Here is a 16,580-nt window from a genome sequence, read left to right as displayed (position 1 = left end):
CGATAGGGCCAGTCCAGGCCCCCTACATCCCATGCGCCTTCAATAACCGCGCATAACTGCCATCCGCCTTCATCGCCGCAATCTCCCGATCAAACCCGGCCACAATCTGCTCATGCTCCGGGTTCTTCAGGCTGACCAGGATATGCAGGCTGTTTTCACTCAAGGGCTTGGGCAGGAACTCCACGGCGCTGCGCACCTTGGGCGATTCCCGGGCCAGGTAATAGCGAGCGACGAACTCGTCTTCCAGGGTCAGCTTCACACGGTCGGCAGCCAGCATACGCACCGCCATGGCGAAGTTATGCACCGGGACTTTCTGCATTTTCGGGTCTTCATCGAAGTCCTTGGCATAGGCATAACCGCGCACGACGGCGATGGGATAAGCACGCAGCTGTTGCAGGCTATCAAATTGGATCGCCTCGTCCTTGCGCTTGATGAAACGCACGCGGTTGAGCAGGTATTCGGCTGAGAACCGGCCTATATGGGTCCGTTCCTCGCTGTACCAGGCGTTGACCAGCACGTCATAGCGGCCCTCGCCGATACCCAGCATCGCCCGGGCCCAGGGCACCTGTTCGAAGTCCGTGGCATAGCCGGCCCGCGCCAGGGCGGTGCTGACGATATCGGTCGCCAGGCCGCCATTGATCAAGGTGGAATCGGTAAAGGGCGGCCAGGCATCGGCGACCAGGCGCAACTTCTGTGCGCAAGCCTCGTAGCTCAGCAACAGCAACCCGATCAATGCAAGAGCTCGATGCAATCGCGGCATGCCAAACGTCCTTGACGGGTTCAAAGCCCGGTTTGTTTTTAGCCGAAACTCAACAGGCGTCCTCAGACACCCGGTCCTAACATTAGCTCATTGGAACCGCTGCGCAGGGCTGTCACGAAGATTACACAAAGACGACAGCACCGCGACAAAGGAATGATGGCATTTTGGCCTTTGTCACAGATTTTCCGGTCGCGTGAGCAAGAGACTTCCGGGCCAAGCACGCTTACTATCGGCATCAGGTTCTTCAGGAAATTCAAAAAATGGATATCGAGTGGGTCTGCAAACATCACAGCGACCTGAGCAAGGAACAGCTGTATGCCATCCTCAAATTGCGCGCAGAGGTATTCGTCGTCGAGCAGAACTGCGCCTACCCGGACGTTGATGGGCTGGACCTGGAGGGCGACACCTGTCACCTGATGGCCTGGCACGACAACCACCTGGTGGCCTACCTGCGCTTGCTCGACCCGCACTCGCAAAACAGTGACGTGGTGATCGGGCGCGTGGTCATCGCCCCTCAGGCACGCGGCCAGGGGTTGGGTCACACGCTGATGGAACAAGCGCTCAAGCAGGCCGAGAAACATTGGCCTGGCACGTCGATCTCATTGTCGGCCCAGGCGCATCTGCAGGGGTACTACGGGCGGTACGGGTTTGAAGTGGTGGGGGTGGAATATATGGAGGATGGGATTCCGCACATTGGCATGCATCGGCCCTGAGGTCGCCATCGCGAGCAAGCTCGCTCCCACAGTGGATCTTCAGCGAACACAAAGTTTGTGTACGAAAACGATCAAATGTGGGAGCGGGCTTGCTCGCGAAGAGGCCAGCCCAGACACAGCCAATGTTCAGGGGTATTCAAGCACCGCCTTGATCCGCTGCAAATTCCCCTCGATCCACCCCCGATCGATCGCCCCCCAATCGCGAATCCGATAGCGCCCGGCATGGTTGCGCGCGCCGTCCTCTTGCTCGAACTCACATGTGATATCCAGGTCAGCCAGCGCGGCGATGGTGTCCTGGGCCGTGCGCCGGGGCATGCCGGTGGCTTCGGTGAGCGCCGGGACGTTGCTGGCCAGGCCGCTGTCGATCAGGTAAGCCACGTACAGGCGACGGTAGAAACTGGTCTTGGTCTTGCTCACGTCCATTCAGTCAGTCCTTGTGAGGTTGCAGGTCCCGCCAGGTCAGGTACACCCGCAGGTCGAATTCCAGTTGGTGATAGCCCGGCAGCATGTGTTCGCAGAGCTGGTAGAAGGCCTTGTTGTGGTCCGACTCCTTGAAGTGCGCCAACTCGTGCACCACGATCATCTTCAGGAACTCGGGCGCCGCGTCCTTGAACAGCGCCGCGATGCGGATTTCCTTCTTGGCCTTGAGCTTGCCGCCCTGCACCCGCGACACCGCGGTGTGCAGGCCGAGGGCGCGGTGGGTCAGGTCCAGGCGACTGTCGAACAACACCTTGTCGATGGCCGGCGCGTTACGCAGGTATTGCTGCTTGAGGTCCAGCGCATAACCGTACAGGGCCTTGTCGCTCTGGATCGGATGCCGACCCGGGTAGCGCTGCTGCAGGTAATCGCCCAGGCGGTCCTGGGCGATCAATTGCTGAACTTGGGCTTGCAGGGCGGCGGGGTAGGCCTGGAGGTATTTGAGCGCGGTCATCAAAGGGCAGCACAGTCACAAGAGGCCGCCAGTGTAGCGAATTCAGGCCAGCACCGCGCTCCAGTCGAAGGGCTTGGCGAAGGCATTGGTGTCTTCGGCCATCAACGGTCGCGCCACCAGGAACCCCTGCACGAACTCACAGCCATGGGTCTGTAGCCACTGATACTGCTCGCGGGTTTCCACCCCTTCGGCGATCACCCGCAAGCCCAACTGCGTACACAGGTCGATGACCGAGGCGGCCAACGCGGCATCTCGGGGCGACCCCGGCAAGCGGGCGATCAAGTGCCGATCGAGCTTGAGGGTATCGAGTTCAAGATCGCGCAGATGCGTCAGCGAACAAGGCCCCGAACCGAAGTCATCCAATGCCACGCGCACCCCGAGCTGGCGCAGCAGGCGCAATTGCTTTTGGGTTTCATCGGGATTGCGCATCAGCGCATCCTCGGTCACCTCGACCTCCAACTGTCGCGGCTTCAAGGCGTGGCGTTCCAGGACCTGGCGCAACTCGGTCACCAGGTTCGGCATGCCGAACTGAGTGCTGCTCAGGCTCACCCCCAACACCAGGTCATCAGCGAACAACCGCTCCCAGACTTTGCGCTGGGCCGCGCTGCGATGATAAATCCAGCTGCCCAGCCGGCTGATCAATCGCGCCTCTTCCAGCAACGGCAGGAACAGGCCCGGCGGCACGTCGCCGACACTCGGGTGCTGCCAGCGCAACAGCGCCTCGAACCCGCGGATTCGCCCATCGACGATGTTCACCTGCGGCTGGTAGACCATATTGAAATCGCGGTTCTCGATGGCCGAGCGCACGCTCTCTTCCAGCATCAGCCGTGAACGGGCTCGACCGTTCATTTCGTGGTCGTAAAAACGGTATTGCTGGCGACCGGCACGCTTGGCTTCGTACATGGCGATATCGGACGCCCGTAGCAAGCCATCGAGGTTGGCGCCACAGTCCGGGTACGTCGCGATGCCGATGCTGGCGCCAAGCGCCACGTCCATGCCTTCGATCTGCTGGCAGATCGCGACGCGCTCGATGAGTTTCTCCGCGATCTTGGCCGCCTGCTCGGGAAACTCCAGGTCCAGTAGCGCCGTGAACTCGTCACCGCCCAGTCGCGCCAGGATATCGAAGGGACGCAGGCACGCCTTCAACTGCTCCGACACCCAGCGCAAGACCCGGTCCCCGGCGTCGTGCCCCAGCGAGTCATTGACCCGCTTGAAGCCGTCGAGGTCCAGGTACAGCAGCACCCAGTTGCTTTCCAGCCGCTCGCTGCGCATCAACAGGTTTTCCGCAGTCTGGTAGAAGCCCCGGCGGTTGAGCAAGCCGGTCAGCGGGTCCGTGACGGCCTGGTATTCGAGCTGCTGGTGCAAGTGGCGAACTACGGACATGTCCTGGAGTGTCACCACCATCGCCTTCTGTTCCGAGGGCAGCGGCGCACAGGACAAGGCCACCGACACCTGCTGGCCGGGCGCCGTGCGCAGCACCGCGTCATGCAAGCGCCAGGTTTCACCCCGCCGATAGGCATTGTGGATATCGGAATCGACCCACTCGGGGATGTGCGGTTTCTGCAGGAAATCCAGGAATGGCATGTCCTGCAACTGCTCGGCGGTGGCATTGAGCAAGCGGCAGGTGGACGGGTTGGCGAAGCGGATACAACCGTTCTCATCCACCACCAGGATGCCTTCGGCGGCGTTGTCCAGCACCGAGGCATTGAAGGCCCTGGCCGCTTCGAGATCCTGGCTCAGGCGCTGCAAGGCCCGGCGATTGCGCTGGTGCTCGAGCAACGCCTGGACCTTGGGCTTGAGGATTTGCGGATCGAAGGGCTTGAACAGGTAATCCACGGCGCCACTGGCGTAGCCCTTGATGACCGCGTCCTGGGATTGCTCGTTGGCGGTCAGGAAAATGATCGGCGTGAGCCGCGTGCGCTGGCTGCCGCGCATCAGGCGCGCCACTTCGAAACCGTCCATGTCGGGCATCTGCACATCCAGCAGAACCAGATCGATGTCGTGTTCGAGCAGCAGATTAAGCGCCTCGACCCCCGAGGACGCCGTCATGACCTGCCAATCCTGGCGCTGCAACAAGGCCCGCATGCTGAGCAGGTTTTCAGGGTAATCATCAACAATCAAAAGGACAGAGCTGCCTTCGCCGGGCGTTGGTTGCGCGCATTCCATGCTGCTTCTCTTATCGGGCGCCACGTCCGTTTTTACGTAGCAAAGCGGACAAATACTGTCCCCTCACTCTAGACCGGGATTTTGAAAAGCAGTAGGTGTCATCACGCCATCATCCAGACAAAGCCCGAAATAGCCGACTAACGGTCACCCTGCTCAGGCACAGAAACTGCAATGACACCATCGACGAACAATTGACGTCAAACATCCGCCGAACGGTCAACAAAAAAAGCCCAGTCCAGCGTTCCGAAACGCTTCAAAAGGGCGGTTTAAAGCCTCCCGCTACGGCGTACACCTTTACATCTCGACACGCAGGACTTGGACATGATCGATCTCGCAACTTGGAACTTGAGCATTCCCGAAGGCGCCCCACCGGCAACCATTCAAACCTCACAATTGGTTCAAGGCTTCAAGAACCAATATTTCAACTCTGAAACCGGCACCGTGTTTTTCTGGGCTCCTGTGACAGGCGCCACGACGGCCAACGCCATTTACCCACGCAGCGAACTGCGCGAAACCAACGGCGACGGTACGTTGCGTAATTGGCTTTACCCCGCGGCGGATAACAAGCTGGCCGCCACCTTGACCGTCGGCCAAGTGCCCAGCACCGGCAAGCTGGTGATTGGCCAGATCCACGCCAAGGACAGCACCAGCCCCATGGTGAAGCTGGAATACCAGTACAAGACCTACAGTTCCACCGGCAACATCGTCGCCAAGGTGCGCATGCGCCCCGACGACGCAACGGGTCAGGTGATCACCATCGCCACGGGCATCAAACTCAACCAGCCGTTTTCTTACCTGATCCACCTCAACCGCGCAGGTCTGCTGACCATCAACGGTGCCGGATACCAATGGAGCAGCACCGTCAGCAGCACCTGGAGCACCAAGCCGCTGTATTTCAAGGCCGGAGTCTACGTGCAGGACAATACCGGCTACGCCACCGAAGGTGGAAAAGTGACGTTCAGCCTTCTGGACATCGATCACAACCTCTAAGCCTTCCCCCTCGCGCAGCAGCATGGATCGCTGCCTGCTAGCCGACTCGCGCCTTTGCGAGCAACATCGAAGGGCAACGTCAAAAAGCCATCGTTCAAAGAAATTTTGACACTCCCGACTAACGGTCAATTATCTGCGGCACAAAATCGACAATCCCTACTCTGACGGACTGCTGACGCCAACCCTCCGCCGGACGACCGTGCCAATTGCTCGCCCGCGCCCCCTCCTGGCCTCAGCAAAACCGCGTCTTAGAGCCTCCGGCTGTGGCGTAAATCATTTCTTCTTCTCAGAAAGGATCCGAACATGGTCGATCTTGCAACCTGGAACCTGAGCATTCCCGAGGGCAGCCCGCCGAAGACCATCGAAACACCTCGACTGGTGGATGGGTTCAGGGATAAATATTTCAATTCTGAAGGCAGCACGGTGTACTTCTGGTCACCGGTTACCGGCAGCAAGACTGAAAATGCGATCTACCCCCGCAGCGAATTGCGTGAGACCTACAAAGACGGCACCCTGCGCAACTGGCTGTACCCCGATGCCGACAATCAATTGCGTGCGAAACTGGTCGTCAACCAGGTGCCCAGCAGTGGCAAGATCGTGATTGGTCAGATCCATGCCAAGGACAGCAGCAAACCCATGGTGAAGCTGGAATACCAATACAAGGATGCCACCAGCACCGGGGACATCGTCGCCAAAGTGCGCATGCGCCCCAATGACGACGAAGGCCGGGTCATCACCGTCGCCACCGGTGTAAAACTTAATCAAGCCTTCAGTTACCGGCTCCACCTTGATCGTACCGGCGACCTGGGCATTACTGCAGCGGGTCGTAGCTGGTACACCACCATCAGCTCTACTTGGCGGGTCAAGCCGTTGTACTTCAAGGCCGGGGTCTACGTGCAGGACAACACCGGCTATACCAGCGAGGGCGGAAAAGTGACGTTCAGTGTGCTGGATATCGATCACAACACCTGAAATTTCACTTCCGAAAATCTCGTAGGAAATCCCCTCTTGTGGCGAGGGGATTTATCCCCGCTGGGCTGCGAAGCAGCCCCCTTTCCGCCAGACCCACCGCATGCCCCGGTTTTACGGCGGCTGCGCCCCCGAGCGGGAGCAAGCTCCCTCGCCACAAGGGCCCGGTGCGTCCTACAGGTCGATTTTGGCTTCGAAAATCTCCTCTATAGTTCGGTGGGTCTGCTGGCGTTGGTCAGTGGGCAAGGGTTTCGCAGCCCTGGTGAGTTAGAATCACGACCGTCAAAAATCGACATAGGCGAATCCTGCCTACGTTCGGCTTTTTATGGCGGCTGTGTGTGGGAGATCTTCGGGTCTGCCGGGTTTCTCTAACTCCTCGGTCTGCGAACCCGCACATGGCTGCCACCCAATTTGTTTCGCAGCAAACGGTGGCAAATACTTTTCTTGAGTTAGAGGTTTGTCATGAAAGCCGAACAATTGCTCAGCCGCTTCACTCCACTCACCCCGATCGCCACCACACAACCCATCCGGTTCATCGACCGCACCGCCCCACTGACCGAACTCCATGCCTGCGCCAGCGAACGCCTGCATGCCACCCTCGATTACCTGACCCTCATGGCCTGCGCCACGTTGCGCGATTCGGCCGCCAGCGACTTCAACACCCTCACCAATGTTGCTCGGATCCTGGTCCAGGATGTCACCGATGTGTTCGGCGTCATTGAACAGCGCGGCCTCGAAGACCAATAAACCCTCTCGGTGGGAGAAAATCCCCTGTGGGAGCGAGCTTGCTCGCGATAGCGCTGGGTCAGCAGCATGGATGGCGACTGACACAGCGCTATCAGGATCTGTGTGTATATCCATTTCTTTGGTAACGGCTACTTAGGGTTCCGCCCTTACGGCGGGTCACTTTTGAAGAGCGCAAAAGTAACCAAAACGCTCCTGCCCCACCACTTGGCACCTCGCCTAGGCTCGGTGTGCCCTCACTCCGGCATTGCTCCGTGGGCCCGCCGCGAAGGGCCATCCATGGCCCAGCGCGGCTATCCCGGCATCCATGCCGGGATGCCCACTCCACAATGCCTGCGTTCGGCCAGCGTGGTTAACGGGGCGCCCGAGATCAACGTCCACCACGAGGCGGCCTGACAGCCGACCTGACTCTCCCGGTCGTACACCCATCAGATCTGTGGGAGCAAAGCTTGCTCGCGATGACGACAGCACATTCGACATCTTCATCGACTATGACACTGCCTTCGCGAGCAAGCTCCCACACTGGATCTTCAGCACCCACAAAATTCATATACACCGCTGGGCCCAATGTGGGAGCGGGCTTGCTCGCGAAGAGGCCAATACATTCACCATCTTCATCAACTGAACCACCGGCATCGCGAGCAAGCTCACCCCTAATCCGCCTGTAAAGTCATCGAGGATAACAGGAGGTCATGTGCATATTCTTTTGAGCAGAGCAGGATTAAATCCTATCTTATTCAGGAGGCTCATCATGCGTAGCACTCAACAGTTCAGCATCACACTGCCTAACCAGATGGCTGACGTAGTGAAAGCCAAGGTGGCTGCTGGCGAGTACGCCACTGAAAGTGAAGTCATTCGTGATGGCCTTCGGGCGCTGCTGGCTCGTGATCGTGCTTTGGAAAACTGGCTCGTAGGTCAAGTAGCCCCAGCTTACGATGCCTTGAAAGCTGCCCCCTCGCGCACGCTAAGCGTTGATGAGGTGCGCTCTCGATTGGCTGCAGGACACCAGAACGCCACCGTAAAATCGTAAATGGCCCATACCGTCGAGTTTGCACCGCAAGCCCTTGAGCAGTTAGCTGCGCTCTATCGTTACATTGCCACAGAGGCTTCGCCGGAAATTGCCCATCGGTATACCGACGCCATCGTGACCTACTGTAAAGAGCTACAGATGTTCTGTGGCGTATATGCATTTTGTGGCTGCTGAAAATCCAATGTGGGAGCGAGACCCCCACCAAGAGCCAGGTCGGCTATAAGGCCGCCTCGCGGTGGACGTAGATTTTGGCGCCCCATTAACCACGATGGCCGAACGCAGGTATTGCACAGTGGGCATCCCGGCATGGATGCCGGGATAGCCGCGCTGGGCCATGGATGGCCCTTCGCGGCGGGCCCACGGAGCAATGCCTTCGTTCGGGCATGCCGAGCCTAGGCGAGGCACCGAGTGGTGGGGCAGGAGCGCTTTGGTTACTTTCGACTGGGCCGGCTTCCGGGCTTTTCGAAAGTGACCCGCCGTAAGGGTGGAACCATAAGTAGCCGTTACCCAAGAAACGGATATACACACAAATCCCACACATAAAAAAACCCGCATCACTGCGGGTTTTCTCACAACCACAACGCTGAAGCCTTAGTTAACCTTAGCGTTCAACTCACCTTTCAGATAACGCTGATACATCGCTTCCAAAGAAATCGGCTTGATCTTCGAAGCATTCCCCGCCGTACCAAACGCCTCATAACGCGCAATACACACATCACGCATCGCCGTCACGGTCGCGCCAAAGAACTTACGCGGATCAAACTCGCTAGGATTGGTCGCCATCAACCGACGCATGGCACCGGTAGAAGCGAGACGCAAATCGGTATCGATGTTGACCTTGCGCACACCGTACTTGATACCTTCGACGATCTCCTCAACCGGCACGCCGTAGGTTTCCTTGATGTCGCCACCGTACTGGTTGATGATCGCCAGCCATTCCTGCGGCACCGAAGAAGAACCGTGCATCACCAGGTGGGTGTTGGGGATGCGCTTGTGGATTTCCTTGATGCGGTCGATGGCCAGCACGTCGCCGGTAGGCGGCTTGGTGAATTTGTAGGCGCCGTGGCTGGTGCCGATGGCGATGGCTAGGGCGTCGACTTGGGTTTTCTTGACGAAATCCGCCGCTTCTTCCGGGTCGGTCAGCATCTGGCTGTGGTCCAGCACGCCTTCGGCGCCGATGCCGTCTTCTTCACCGGCCATGCCGGTTTCCAGCGAACCCAGGCAACCCAGCTCACCTTCCACCGACACGCCGCAGGCGTGGGCCATGGCGACGGTCTGTTGGGTGACGCGTACGTTGTACTCGTAGTCGGTCGGGGTCTTGCCGTCTTCGCCGAGGGAACCGTCCATCATCACCGAGCTGAAGCCCAGTTGGATGGAGCGCTGGCAGACGTCAGGGCTGGTGCCGTGGTCCTGGTGCATGCACACCGGGATGTGCGGGAATTCTTCGATCGCCGCCAGGATCAGGTGACGCAGGAATGGCGCGCCGGCGTATTTGCGGGCACCGGCCGAAGCCTGGACGATCACCGGAGAGTCAGTCTTGTCAGCGGCTTCCATGATGGCGCGCATCTGCTCAAGGTTGTTGACGTTAAAGGCTGGAACGCCGTAGCCGAACTCGGCTGCGTGGTCCAGCATCTGACGCATGCTGATAAGTGCCATTGTGTCTCTCTCCCGGTCGAGGGTCGTTAATCGTGCCAGCCTGCCGGAGCGGCGGCGGCTATTCAAGTCATTGCGGATCCGGGGGGTGACCCCGGCCTGCGTGTTCGGTGTCGCTAAACCAAATACTGATGCGATCCCTGTGGGAGCGAGCTTGCTCGCGATGAGGCCAGCACATTCAACATCACTGTCGCCTGATACACCACTATCGCGAGCAAGCTCGCTCCCACATTGGATCTGCTTTCACATTTGGATCACTGTGGATCAGTTCAATCGTATTACTGCGCCTTGCAACCCCGCCCAATCAAGTCATTCGTGGCGACCCAGTACACCAGGCCTTCCTCACCTTTGACGTGAAACGCCAGCATGTCATCGCTGTACAGCGAACCTTCGACACCCGGTTCAAGCGTGAGGCGATACACCTTATCCGCGCCGCCCAGGCGTACATCGACTCCCTTGCGGGCAGCATCGGCGTAACGCCAGAGCACTTTGGCCTCGCTGTCACAGGTCCAGCTCGTCCAGCCCTCTGCAACGGGCTCGGACGACTGCAAAAAACCCAGTTGCGAGCAACCGGCCAGCAATGCCAACGCCACAACGGCGATCAAGCCTTTCATCCGTGTTCCTCGACGGCCGGCACACGCCGTCCGCCATGAGTTAAGAGTCAGACCCGTCAAGGACAACCATGTTCCTTGGCCGGGGTTTGCGTCTCGTATTTGTCCAGGCCGTCCGGTCCGGAACGCTTGTTCAGCACCGGGTTGGTCTCGGCCTGCCAGTCAGCCTGGTAACAGCCTTCTTCGGGCGTCGGCGTGCCGGTTTGCGGGGCCGGGGCCTCCGGGCTGCTTGAGCAGGCCACCAGCATCGTCGCCGCCAGCAGCAACGTGAACGTCTTGACCATCAGAACACTCCTTTGCCTGGTCAACGCAACCTCAGGCCTTGGCTCGGCTTTCCAGGACTTCCACGGCGGGCAGCACTTTGCCTTCGACGAATTCGAGGAACGCGCCGCCACCGGTGGAAATGTAGGAGATCTGTTCGGCCACGCCATATTTGTCGATGGCCGCCAGGGTGTCGCCACCGCCAGCAATAGAGAACGCGTTGCTTTCGGCGATGGCCTGGGCCAGCACCTTGGTGCCGTTGCCGAACTGGTCGAACTCGAACACGCCGACCGGGCCGTTCCACAGGATCGTCTGGGAGGATTTCAGCAGTTCGGCGAAGTTGGCTGCGGTTTGCGGGCCGATGTCGAGGATCATGTCATCCTCGGCCACGTCGGCCACCAGCTTGACGGTGGCCGTCGCGCTTTCGGCGAATTCCTTGGCCACGACCACGTCCACCGGCAACGGTACGCTGACCTTGGCGGCGATTTCCCGGGCGGTATCCAGCAGATCCGGCTCATACAGGGATTTACCAACCGGGTGACCGGCGGCGGCGAGGAAGGTGTTGGCGATGCCGCCACCGACAATCAGTTGGTTGCAGACCTGGCTCAGGCTGTTGAGCACGTCCAGCTTGGTGGAAACCTTGGAGCCGGCGACAATGGCGGCCATCGGCTGGGCCGGCGAGCCCAGGGCCTTGCCCAGTGCATCCAGTTCAGCTGCCAGCAGCGGGCCGGCAGCGGCGACTTTGGCGAACTTCGCCACGCCATGGGTCGAACCCTCGGCGCGGTGAGCGGTGCCGAAGGCGTCCATCACGAACACGTCGCACAGGGCGGCGTATTGCTGGGCCAATTCGTCGGCGTTCTTTTTCTCGCCCTTGTTGAAGCGTACGTTTTCGAACAGCACGACGTCGCCGGCCTTTACATCGACGCCGCCCAGGTAGTCAGCCACCAATGGCACGTCACGGCCCAAGGCCTTGCTCAGGTAATCGGCCACAGGCTTGAGGCTGTTTTCCGCCGAGAACTCGCCTTCGGTCGGACGGCCCAGGTGGGAACAGACCATCACGGCCGCGCCTTTTTCCAAGGCCAGCTTGATGGTCGGCAGCGAAGCCAGGATACGCGCGTCGCTGGTGACAACACCGTCCTTGACGGGGACGTTGAGGTCTTCGCGGATCAGTACGCGCTTACCTTGCAGATCGAGGTCGGACATCTTCAACACGGTCATGGGTCGCAATTCCTGGGTAACTGTTTAGAGAGCAGGTTTTTTCGAAGCGGTTTGCAGGTAATGCTCGGCAACGTCCAGCATTCGGTTGGCAAACCCCCATTCGTTGTCGAACCAGGCCAGGATGTTCACGAGCCGCGGCCCGGAAACCCGGGTCTGGCTGGCATCGACAATGGCCGAATGGGGGTCATGATTAAAATCACAACTGGCGTGAGGCAACTCGGTGTAGGCCAGGAGGCCTTTGAGCGGGCCGCTGGTGGCGGCTTCGCGCAGGATCCGGTTGACTTCGGTGGCGTCGGTATCGCTCACGGTCTGCATCGTGATGTCGAGGCAGGACACGTTGACCGTCGGCACCCGCACGGCTTTGGCCTGAATTCGCCCGGCAAGTTCCGGCAGCAGCCGTTCAATGCCACGCGCCAGACCAGTGGACACCGGAATCACCGATTGGAACGCCGAACGGGTGCGGCGCAGGTCCTCATGGTGGTAGGCGTCGATCACCGGCTGGTCGTTCATCGCTGAGTGGATGGTGGTGATCGACACGTATTCCAGGCCAATGGCCTGATCCAGCAGGCGCAACAGCGGCACGCCGCAGTTGGTGGTGCAGGACGCGTTGGACACCAGCAATTCGTCGCCGGTCAGGCAATCCTGGTTCACGCCATAGACGATGGTGGCGTCGACATCCGCTTCGCTGGCCATCGGTTGGGAGAACAACACCCGTGGTGCGCCAGCATCGAGGAAACGCTGACCGTCTTCGCGGGTGTGGTAAGCACCGGAACACTCGAGTACCAGATCGACATCCAGGGACGCCCAATCGATGCCTTCGGGGGTGGCGCTGCGCAGGACCTTCACGCAGTCGCCATTGATATGCAGACAATCGCCCTCGACCCGCACTTCGCCGGGGAACCGGCCGTGGGTGGAGTCAAAGCGTGTCAGGTATTCGATGCTGGCCATGTCGGCCAGATCGTTGATGGCCACGATTTCGAAACCGGCCTTGGCCCCTCGCTCGAACAACGCACGCAAGACGCAACGACCTATCCGGCCGTAGCCGTTGAGTGCAACTTTGTAGGGACGCGGTTGGGGCATGGGGGTTCTCTGACCAGGGTGAATCCATCAGGGCAGCGTTGCCTGAGCCATCGCCATCGCGAGCAAGCTCGCTCCCACAGGGTCGGTAGAGATCCTTGTGGGAGCGAGCTTGCTCGCGATGGCGTCAGCCCGGACGACGCGACTTCGGATCAGTCTTCCAGCAACTCTTCAGCCTGACCCAGGATGTTGTCCAGGGTAAAGCCGAACTCCTCGAACAACGCCGGCGCAGGCGCCGATTCGCCGTAGGTGGTCATGCCGATCACGCGGCCTTCCAGGCCCACGTACTTGTACCAGTAATCGGCGTGAGCAGCCTCGATGGCGATCCGTGCGCTGACTTGCAGCGGCAGTACCGCCTGCTTGTAGCCAGCATCCTGGGCATCGAACACGCTGGTGCACGGCATGGACACTACGCGTACGTTGCGGCCTTGCTCGGTCAGCTTGTCGTAGGCCTGGACGGCCAGGCCGACTTCGGAACCGGTGGCGATCAGGATCAGCTCAGGCTCGCCGATGCAATCCTTGAGCACGTAGCCGCCGCGGCTGATGTCGCCGATCTGGTCGGCATCGCGGTTCTGGTGCTGCAGGTTCTGGCGGGAGAAGATCAGCGCCGATGGGCCGTCGTTACGCTCGATCGCGTATTTCCAAGCCACGGCCGACTCCACGGCATCGCAGGGGCGCCAGGTGTCCAGGTTCGGTGTGCAACGCAGGCTCGCCAGTTGCTCGATCGGCTGGTGAGTCGGGCCGTCTTCGCCCAGGCCGATGGAGTCGTGGGTGAACACATACAGGATGCGTTTTTTCATCAGCGCCGACATGCGCACGGCGTTGCGGGCGTATTCCATGAACATCAGGAAGGTCGCGCCGTAAGGCACCAGGCCGCCGTGCAGGGCCACGCCGTTCATGATCGCGCTCATGCCGAACTCGCGAACGCCGTAGTACATGTAGTTGCCGCTGGCGTCTTCGGCGCTGACGCCTTTGCAGCCTTTCCACAGGGTCAGGTTGGAACCGGCCAGGTCGGCCGAACCGCCCAGCAACTCCGGCAGCAATGGGCCGAAGGCGTTCAGGGTGTTCTGGCTGGCCTTGCGGCTGGCGATGGTTTCACCCTTGGCGGCGACTTCAGCGATGTACGCCGAGGCTTTTTCGGCGAAGTCGGCCGGCAGCTCGCCGCTGAGGCGACGCACCAGTTCGTTTGCCAGCTCAGGGAATTCGGCGGAATAGGCGGCGAAACGCTGGTCCCACTCGGCTTCGAGCGCACGGCCCTTTTCCTTGGCGTCCCATTCGGCATAGATGTCGGCCGGGATTTCGAACGGGCCATGGTTCCACTTCAGCGCGGCACGGGTCAGGGCGATTTCCTCGGCACCCAGTGGCGCGCCGTGGCAGTCTTCCTTGCCTTGCTTGTTCGGCGAGCCGAAACCGATGGTGGTCTTGCAGCAGATCAGCGTCGGCTGGGTGCTTTTGCGAGCAGTCTCAATGGCAGTCTTGATCTCTTCCGGGTCGTGACCGTCGACGTTGCGGATCACCAGCCAGTTGTAGGCCTCGAAACGCTTGGGGGTGTCGTCGGTGAACCAGCCTTCGACTTCGCCGTCGATGGAGATGCCATTGTCGTCGTAGAACGCGATCAGCTTGTCCAGGCCCAGGGTGCCGGCCAGGGAAGCGACCTCATGGGAAATGCCTTCCATCATGCAGCCATCACCCAGGAACACGTAGGTGTGGTGGTCGACGACATTATGGCCTGGGCGGTTGAATTGCGCCGCCAGGACTTTTTCCGCCAGGGCGAAGCCCACGGCGTTGGCCAGGCCTTGGCCCAACGGGCCGGTGGTGGTTTCCACGCCTGGGGTGTAGCCGTATTCCGGGTGGCCCGGGGTGCGGCTGTGCAGTTGGCGGAAGTTCTTCAGGTCATCGATCGACAGGTCATAGCCGGTCAGGTGCAGCAGCGAGTAGATCAACATCGAACCGTGGCCGTTGGACAGCACGAAGCGGTCACGGTCGGCGAACGATGGGTTGCTCGGGCTGTGCTTGAGGTAGTCGCGCCAAAGCACCTCGGCGATATCCGCCATACCCATGGGGGCACCGGGATGGCCGCTGTTGGCTTTCTGCACGGCATCCATGCTGAGGGCACGAATGGCATTGGCACGCTCACGACGGCTGGGCATCGCTGTTCTCCTGCGGGTATTGAATCGAGAATGAATAAAACGGAACTGAAAAAGGCGAGCATTTTCCCTCACCCACCCGCCCCGGGGCAATGACAGATAGTCATCCTGGAGCGTTTTTCCGGTGGATAAAGTCGCATTCGCCAGGTGAAACCTTTCCGCTGATGGCTTGTAGAGTCAAGCACGGTCTGGGAAGTGCCATTTATCAACCAATATCAAAACTTTTTGATATTGAACTTGCGATGATCCAAACCCCTCACTAGACTGCCTCACTGAAACGGACTACCCACTAGTGAAACAGACTGCCCCACGATGAACCTACCCGCGCCCTCCATTCGCCATGACGACTGCGATGAGCTGGCGGCCCTTTGCAAGGCCGGCGGCGACCCGTTGCGGCTCAATGTATTGCGCGCCCTGGCTAACGATTCGTTCGGTGTGCTGGAGCTGGCGCAGATCTTCGGCATCGGTCAGTCCGGCATGAGCCACCACCTCAAGGTCCTTGCCCAGGCCGACCTGGTGGCGACCCGCCGGGAAGGCAACGCCATTTTCTATCGCCGCGCCCTGCCCCACACCGAGCTGCTGGGCGGCAAGCTGCACGCGGCACTGCTGGACGAAGTGGACGCGTTGAACCTGCCGACGGATGTGCAGGCGCGCATCGCCCAGGTCCACGGGCAACGGGCCGCCGCCAGCCAGGACTTCTTCGCACGGGTCGCCGAGAAGTTTCGTGCCCAGCAAGACTTGATCGCCGGCTTGCCGCAATACCGTGAGAGCGTCGTGGCGCTACTCGACAAATTGGGCTTCGAAACCACGGCCACGGCAATCGAAGTCGGCCCCGGCGACGGTGCTTTTCTGCCGGAGCTGGCGCGACGCTTCAGCCAGGTGACGGCGCTGGACAACAGCCCGGCCATGCTCGAACTGGCGCGCCAGGTCTGTGAACGCGAGGCCCTGACTAACGTGCACCTGCAACTGGCCGATGCGCTGGATGGCATGAGCCTGCAGGCCGACTGCGTGGTATTGAACATGGTGCTGCATCATTTCGCCGCGCCGGCCGAGGCGCTCAAGCACATGGCCGGCCTGCTGCAACCGGGCGGCAGCCTGCTGGTGACCGAGTTATGCAGCCACAACCAGAGCTGGGCCAGGGAAGCCTGCGGCGATCTCTGGCTAGGCTTTGAACAAGACGACCTGGCCCGCTGGGCCACCGCAGCGGGCCTCGTGCCCGGGGAAAGCCTCTATGTAGGCTTACGTAATGGTTTCCAGATCCAGGTTCGCCACTTTCAGCGACCCACTGGCGACACTCACCAACGGTAACT

At 60.3% G+C, this 16,580-nt stretch carries 18 protein-coding genes; 8 read left to right on the top strand and 10 right to left on the bottom strand.

What is annotated here, in order from left to right; all coding sequences use genetic code 11:
- Window positions 1-22: 22 nt before the first annotated feature.
- Complete coding sequence (locus AB4N80_RS07450) at window positions 23-760, bottom strand: substrate-binding periplasmic protein (protein ID WP_122566587.1); 738 nt, start codon at window positions 758-760, stop codon at window positions 23-25.
- A 260-nt stretch (window positions 761-1,020) separates the two neighbouring features.
- Between AB4N80_RS07450 and AB4N80_RS07445 the strand changes: the two genes are divergently transcribed.
- The gene (locus AB4N80_RS07445; protein ID WP_122566586.1) at window positions 1,021-1,473 is read left to right on the top strand and encodes a GNAT family N-acetyltransferase; all 453 of its coding nucleotides are present in this window, start codon (window positions 1,021-1,023) and stop codon (window positions 1,471-1,473) included.
- Between the two features lie 126 nt (window positions 1,474-1,599).
- On the opposite strand, the gene AB4N80_RS07440 is transcribed toward AB4N80_RS07445, so the two are convergent.
- The 3 genes from AB4N80_RS07440 to AB4N80_RS07430 are packed head-to-tail and all read right to left on the bottom strand — an operon-like array spanning window position 1,600 to window position 4,570.
- The gene (locus AB4N80_RS07440; RefSeq protein ID WP_122566585.1) at window positions 1,600-1,896 is read right to left on the bottom strand and encodes a winged helix-turn-helix domain-containing protein; all 297 of its coding nucleotides are present in this window, start codon (window positions 1,894-1,896) and stop codon (window positions 1,600-1,602) included.
- A 4-nt stretch (window positions 1,897-1,900) separates the two neighbouring features.
- Window positions 1,901-2,404 (bottom strand): M48 metallopeptidase family protein, encoded by a 504-nt coding sequence (locus AB4N80_RS07435; protein ID WP_122566584.1) that lies wholly within the window; start codon window positions 2,402-2,404, stop codon window positions 1,901-1,903.
- 42 nt (window positions 2,405-2,446) lie between these two features.
- Window positions 2,447-4,570, bottom strand: coding sequence for a putative bifunctional diguanylate cyclase/phosphodiesterase (locus AB4N80_RS07430; RefSeq protein WP_305468734.1), 2,124 nt, complete (start codon window positions 4,568-4,570; stop codon window positions 2,447-2,449).
- Between the two features lie 321 nt (window positions 4,571-4,891).
- Here AB4N80_RS07430 and AB4N80_RS07425 point away from each other — a divergent pair, with 321 nt between their 5' ends.
- The 6 genes from AB4N80_RS07425 to AB4N80_RS07400 all read left to right on the top strand — a co-directional run bounded on the left by AB4N80_RS07425 (window position 4,892) and on the right by AB4N80_RS07400 (window position 8,477).
- The gene (locus AB4N80_RS07425; protein ID WP_122566582.1) at window positions 4,892-5,560 is read left to right on the top strand and encodes a polysaccharide lyase family 7 protein; all 669 of its coding nucleotides are present in this window, start codon (window positions 4,892-4,894) and stop codon (window positions 5,558-5,560) included.
- 303 nt (window positions 5,561-5,863) lie between these two features.
- The gene (locus AB4N80_RS07420; RefSeq protein WP_122566581.1) at window positions 5,864-6,532 is read left to right on the top strand and encodes a polysaccharide lyase family 7 protein; all 669 of its coding nucleotides are present in this window, start codon (window positions 5,864-5,866) and stop codon (window positions 6,530-6,532) included.
- A gap of 459 nt (window positions 6,533-6,991) precedes the next feature.
- Window positions 6,992-7,276, top strand: coding sequence for a fructose-bisphosphate aldolase (locus AB4N80_RS07415; RefSeq protein WP_354336611.1), 285 nt, complete (start codon window positions 6,992-6,994; stop codon window positions 7,274-7,276).
- A gap of 204 nt (window positions 7,277-7,480) precedes the next feature.
- Window positions 7,481-7,669, top strand: coding sequence for a nucleoid-structuring protein H-NS (locus tag AB4N80_RS07410; RefSeq protein WP_460083221.1), 189 nt, complete (start codon window positions 7,481-7,483; stop codon window positions 7,667-7,669).
- A 355-nt stretch (window positions 7,670-8,024) separates the two neighbouring features.
- Entirely contained in the window at window positions 8,025-8,303 is a 279-nt protein-coding gene (locus AB4N80_RS07405) for a ribbon-helix-helix domain-containing protein (RefSeq protein WP_122566578.1), read from the top strand.
- The gene (locus AB4N80_RS07400) at window positions 8,304-8,477 is read left to right on the top strand and encodes a type II toxin-antitoxin system RelE/ParE family toxin (protein ID WP_122566577.1); all 174 of its coding nucleotides are present in this window, start codon (window positions 8,304-8,306) and stop codon (window positions 8,475-8,477) included. It begins immediately after the preceding gene.
- A gap of 417 nt (window positions 8,478-8,894) precedes the next feature.
- Here AB4N80_RS07400 and fba read toward each other — a convergent pair whose 3' ends face one another.
- From fba to tkt, 6 genes are all read right to left on the bottom strand, one after another.
- On the bottom strand, window positions 8,895-9,959 hold the full coding sequence (fba, locus tag AB4N80_RS07395; protein WP_003177554.1) for a class II fructose-bisphosphate aldolase: 1,065 nt from the start codon (window positions 9,957-9,959) through the stop codon (window positions 8,895-8,897).
- Window positions 9,960-10,234: 275 nt separating this feature from the next.
- The gene (locus AB4N80_RS07390) at window positions 10,235-10,570 is read right to left on the bottom strand and encodes an MliC family protein (RefSeq protein ID WP_305482016.1); all 336 of its coding nucleotides are present in this window, start codon (window positions 10,568-10,570) and stop codon (window positions 10,235-10,237) included.
- A 56-nt stretch (window positions 10,571-10,626) separates the two neighbouring features.
- A complete protein-coding gene (locus AB4N80_RS07385; RefSeq protein ID WP_122566574.1) occupies window positions 10,627-10,851 on the bottom strand; it encodes a hypothetical protein in 225 nt (74 codons plus the stop codon).
- A gap of 31 nt (window positions 10,852-10,882) precedes the next feature.
- Window positions 10,883-12,046, bottom strand: coding sequence for a phosphoglycerate kinase (locus AB4N80_RS07380; protein ID WP_122566573.1), 1,164 nt, complete (start codon window positions 12,044-12,046; stop codon window positions 10,883-10,885).
- Window positions 12,047-12,070: 24 nt separating this feature from the next.
- On the bottom strand, window positions 12,071-13,126 hold the full coding sequence (gene epd / locus AB4N80_RS07375) for an erythrose-4-phosphate dehydrogenase (protein ID WP_122566572.1): 1,056 nt from the start codon (window positions 13,124-13,126) through the stop codon (window positions 12,071-12,073).
- Window positions 13,127-13,275: 149 nt separating this feature from the next.
- The gene (gene tkt, locus AB4N80_RS07370; RefSeq protein ID WP_460081319.1) at window positions 13,276-15,273 is read right to left on the bottom strand and encodes a transketolase; all 1,998 of its coding nucleotides are present in this window, start codon (window positions 15,271-15,273) and stop codon (window positions 13,276-13,278) included.
- A 309-nt stretch (window positions 15,274-15,582) separates the two neighbouring features.
- Here tkt and AB4N80_RS07365 point away from each other — a divergent pair, with 309 nt between their 5' ends.
- Entirely contained in the window at window positions 15,583-16,578 is a 996-nt protein-coding gene (locus AB4N80_RS07365; protein WP_122566570.1) for an ArsR/SmtB family transcription factor, read from the top strand.
- The last annotated feature ends 2 nt before the right edge of the window (window positions 16,579-16,580 follow it).

The sequence above is a fragment of the Pseudomonas sp. H3_A02 genome, from assembly GCF_054671965.1.
This window is presented reverse-complemented; position numbering and strand designations above follow the sequence as displayed.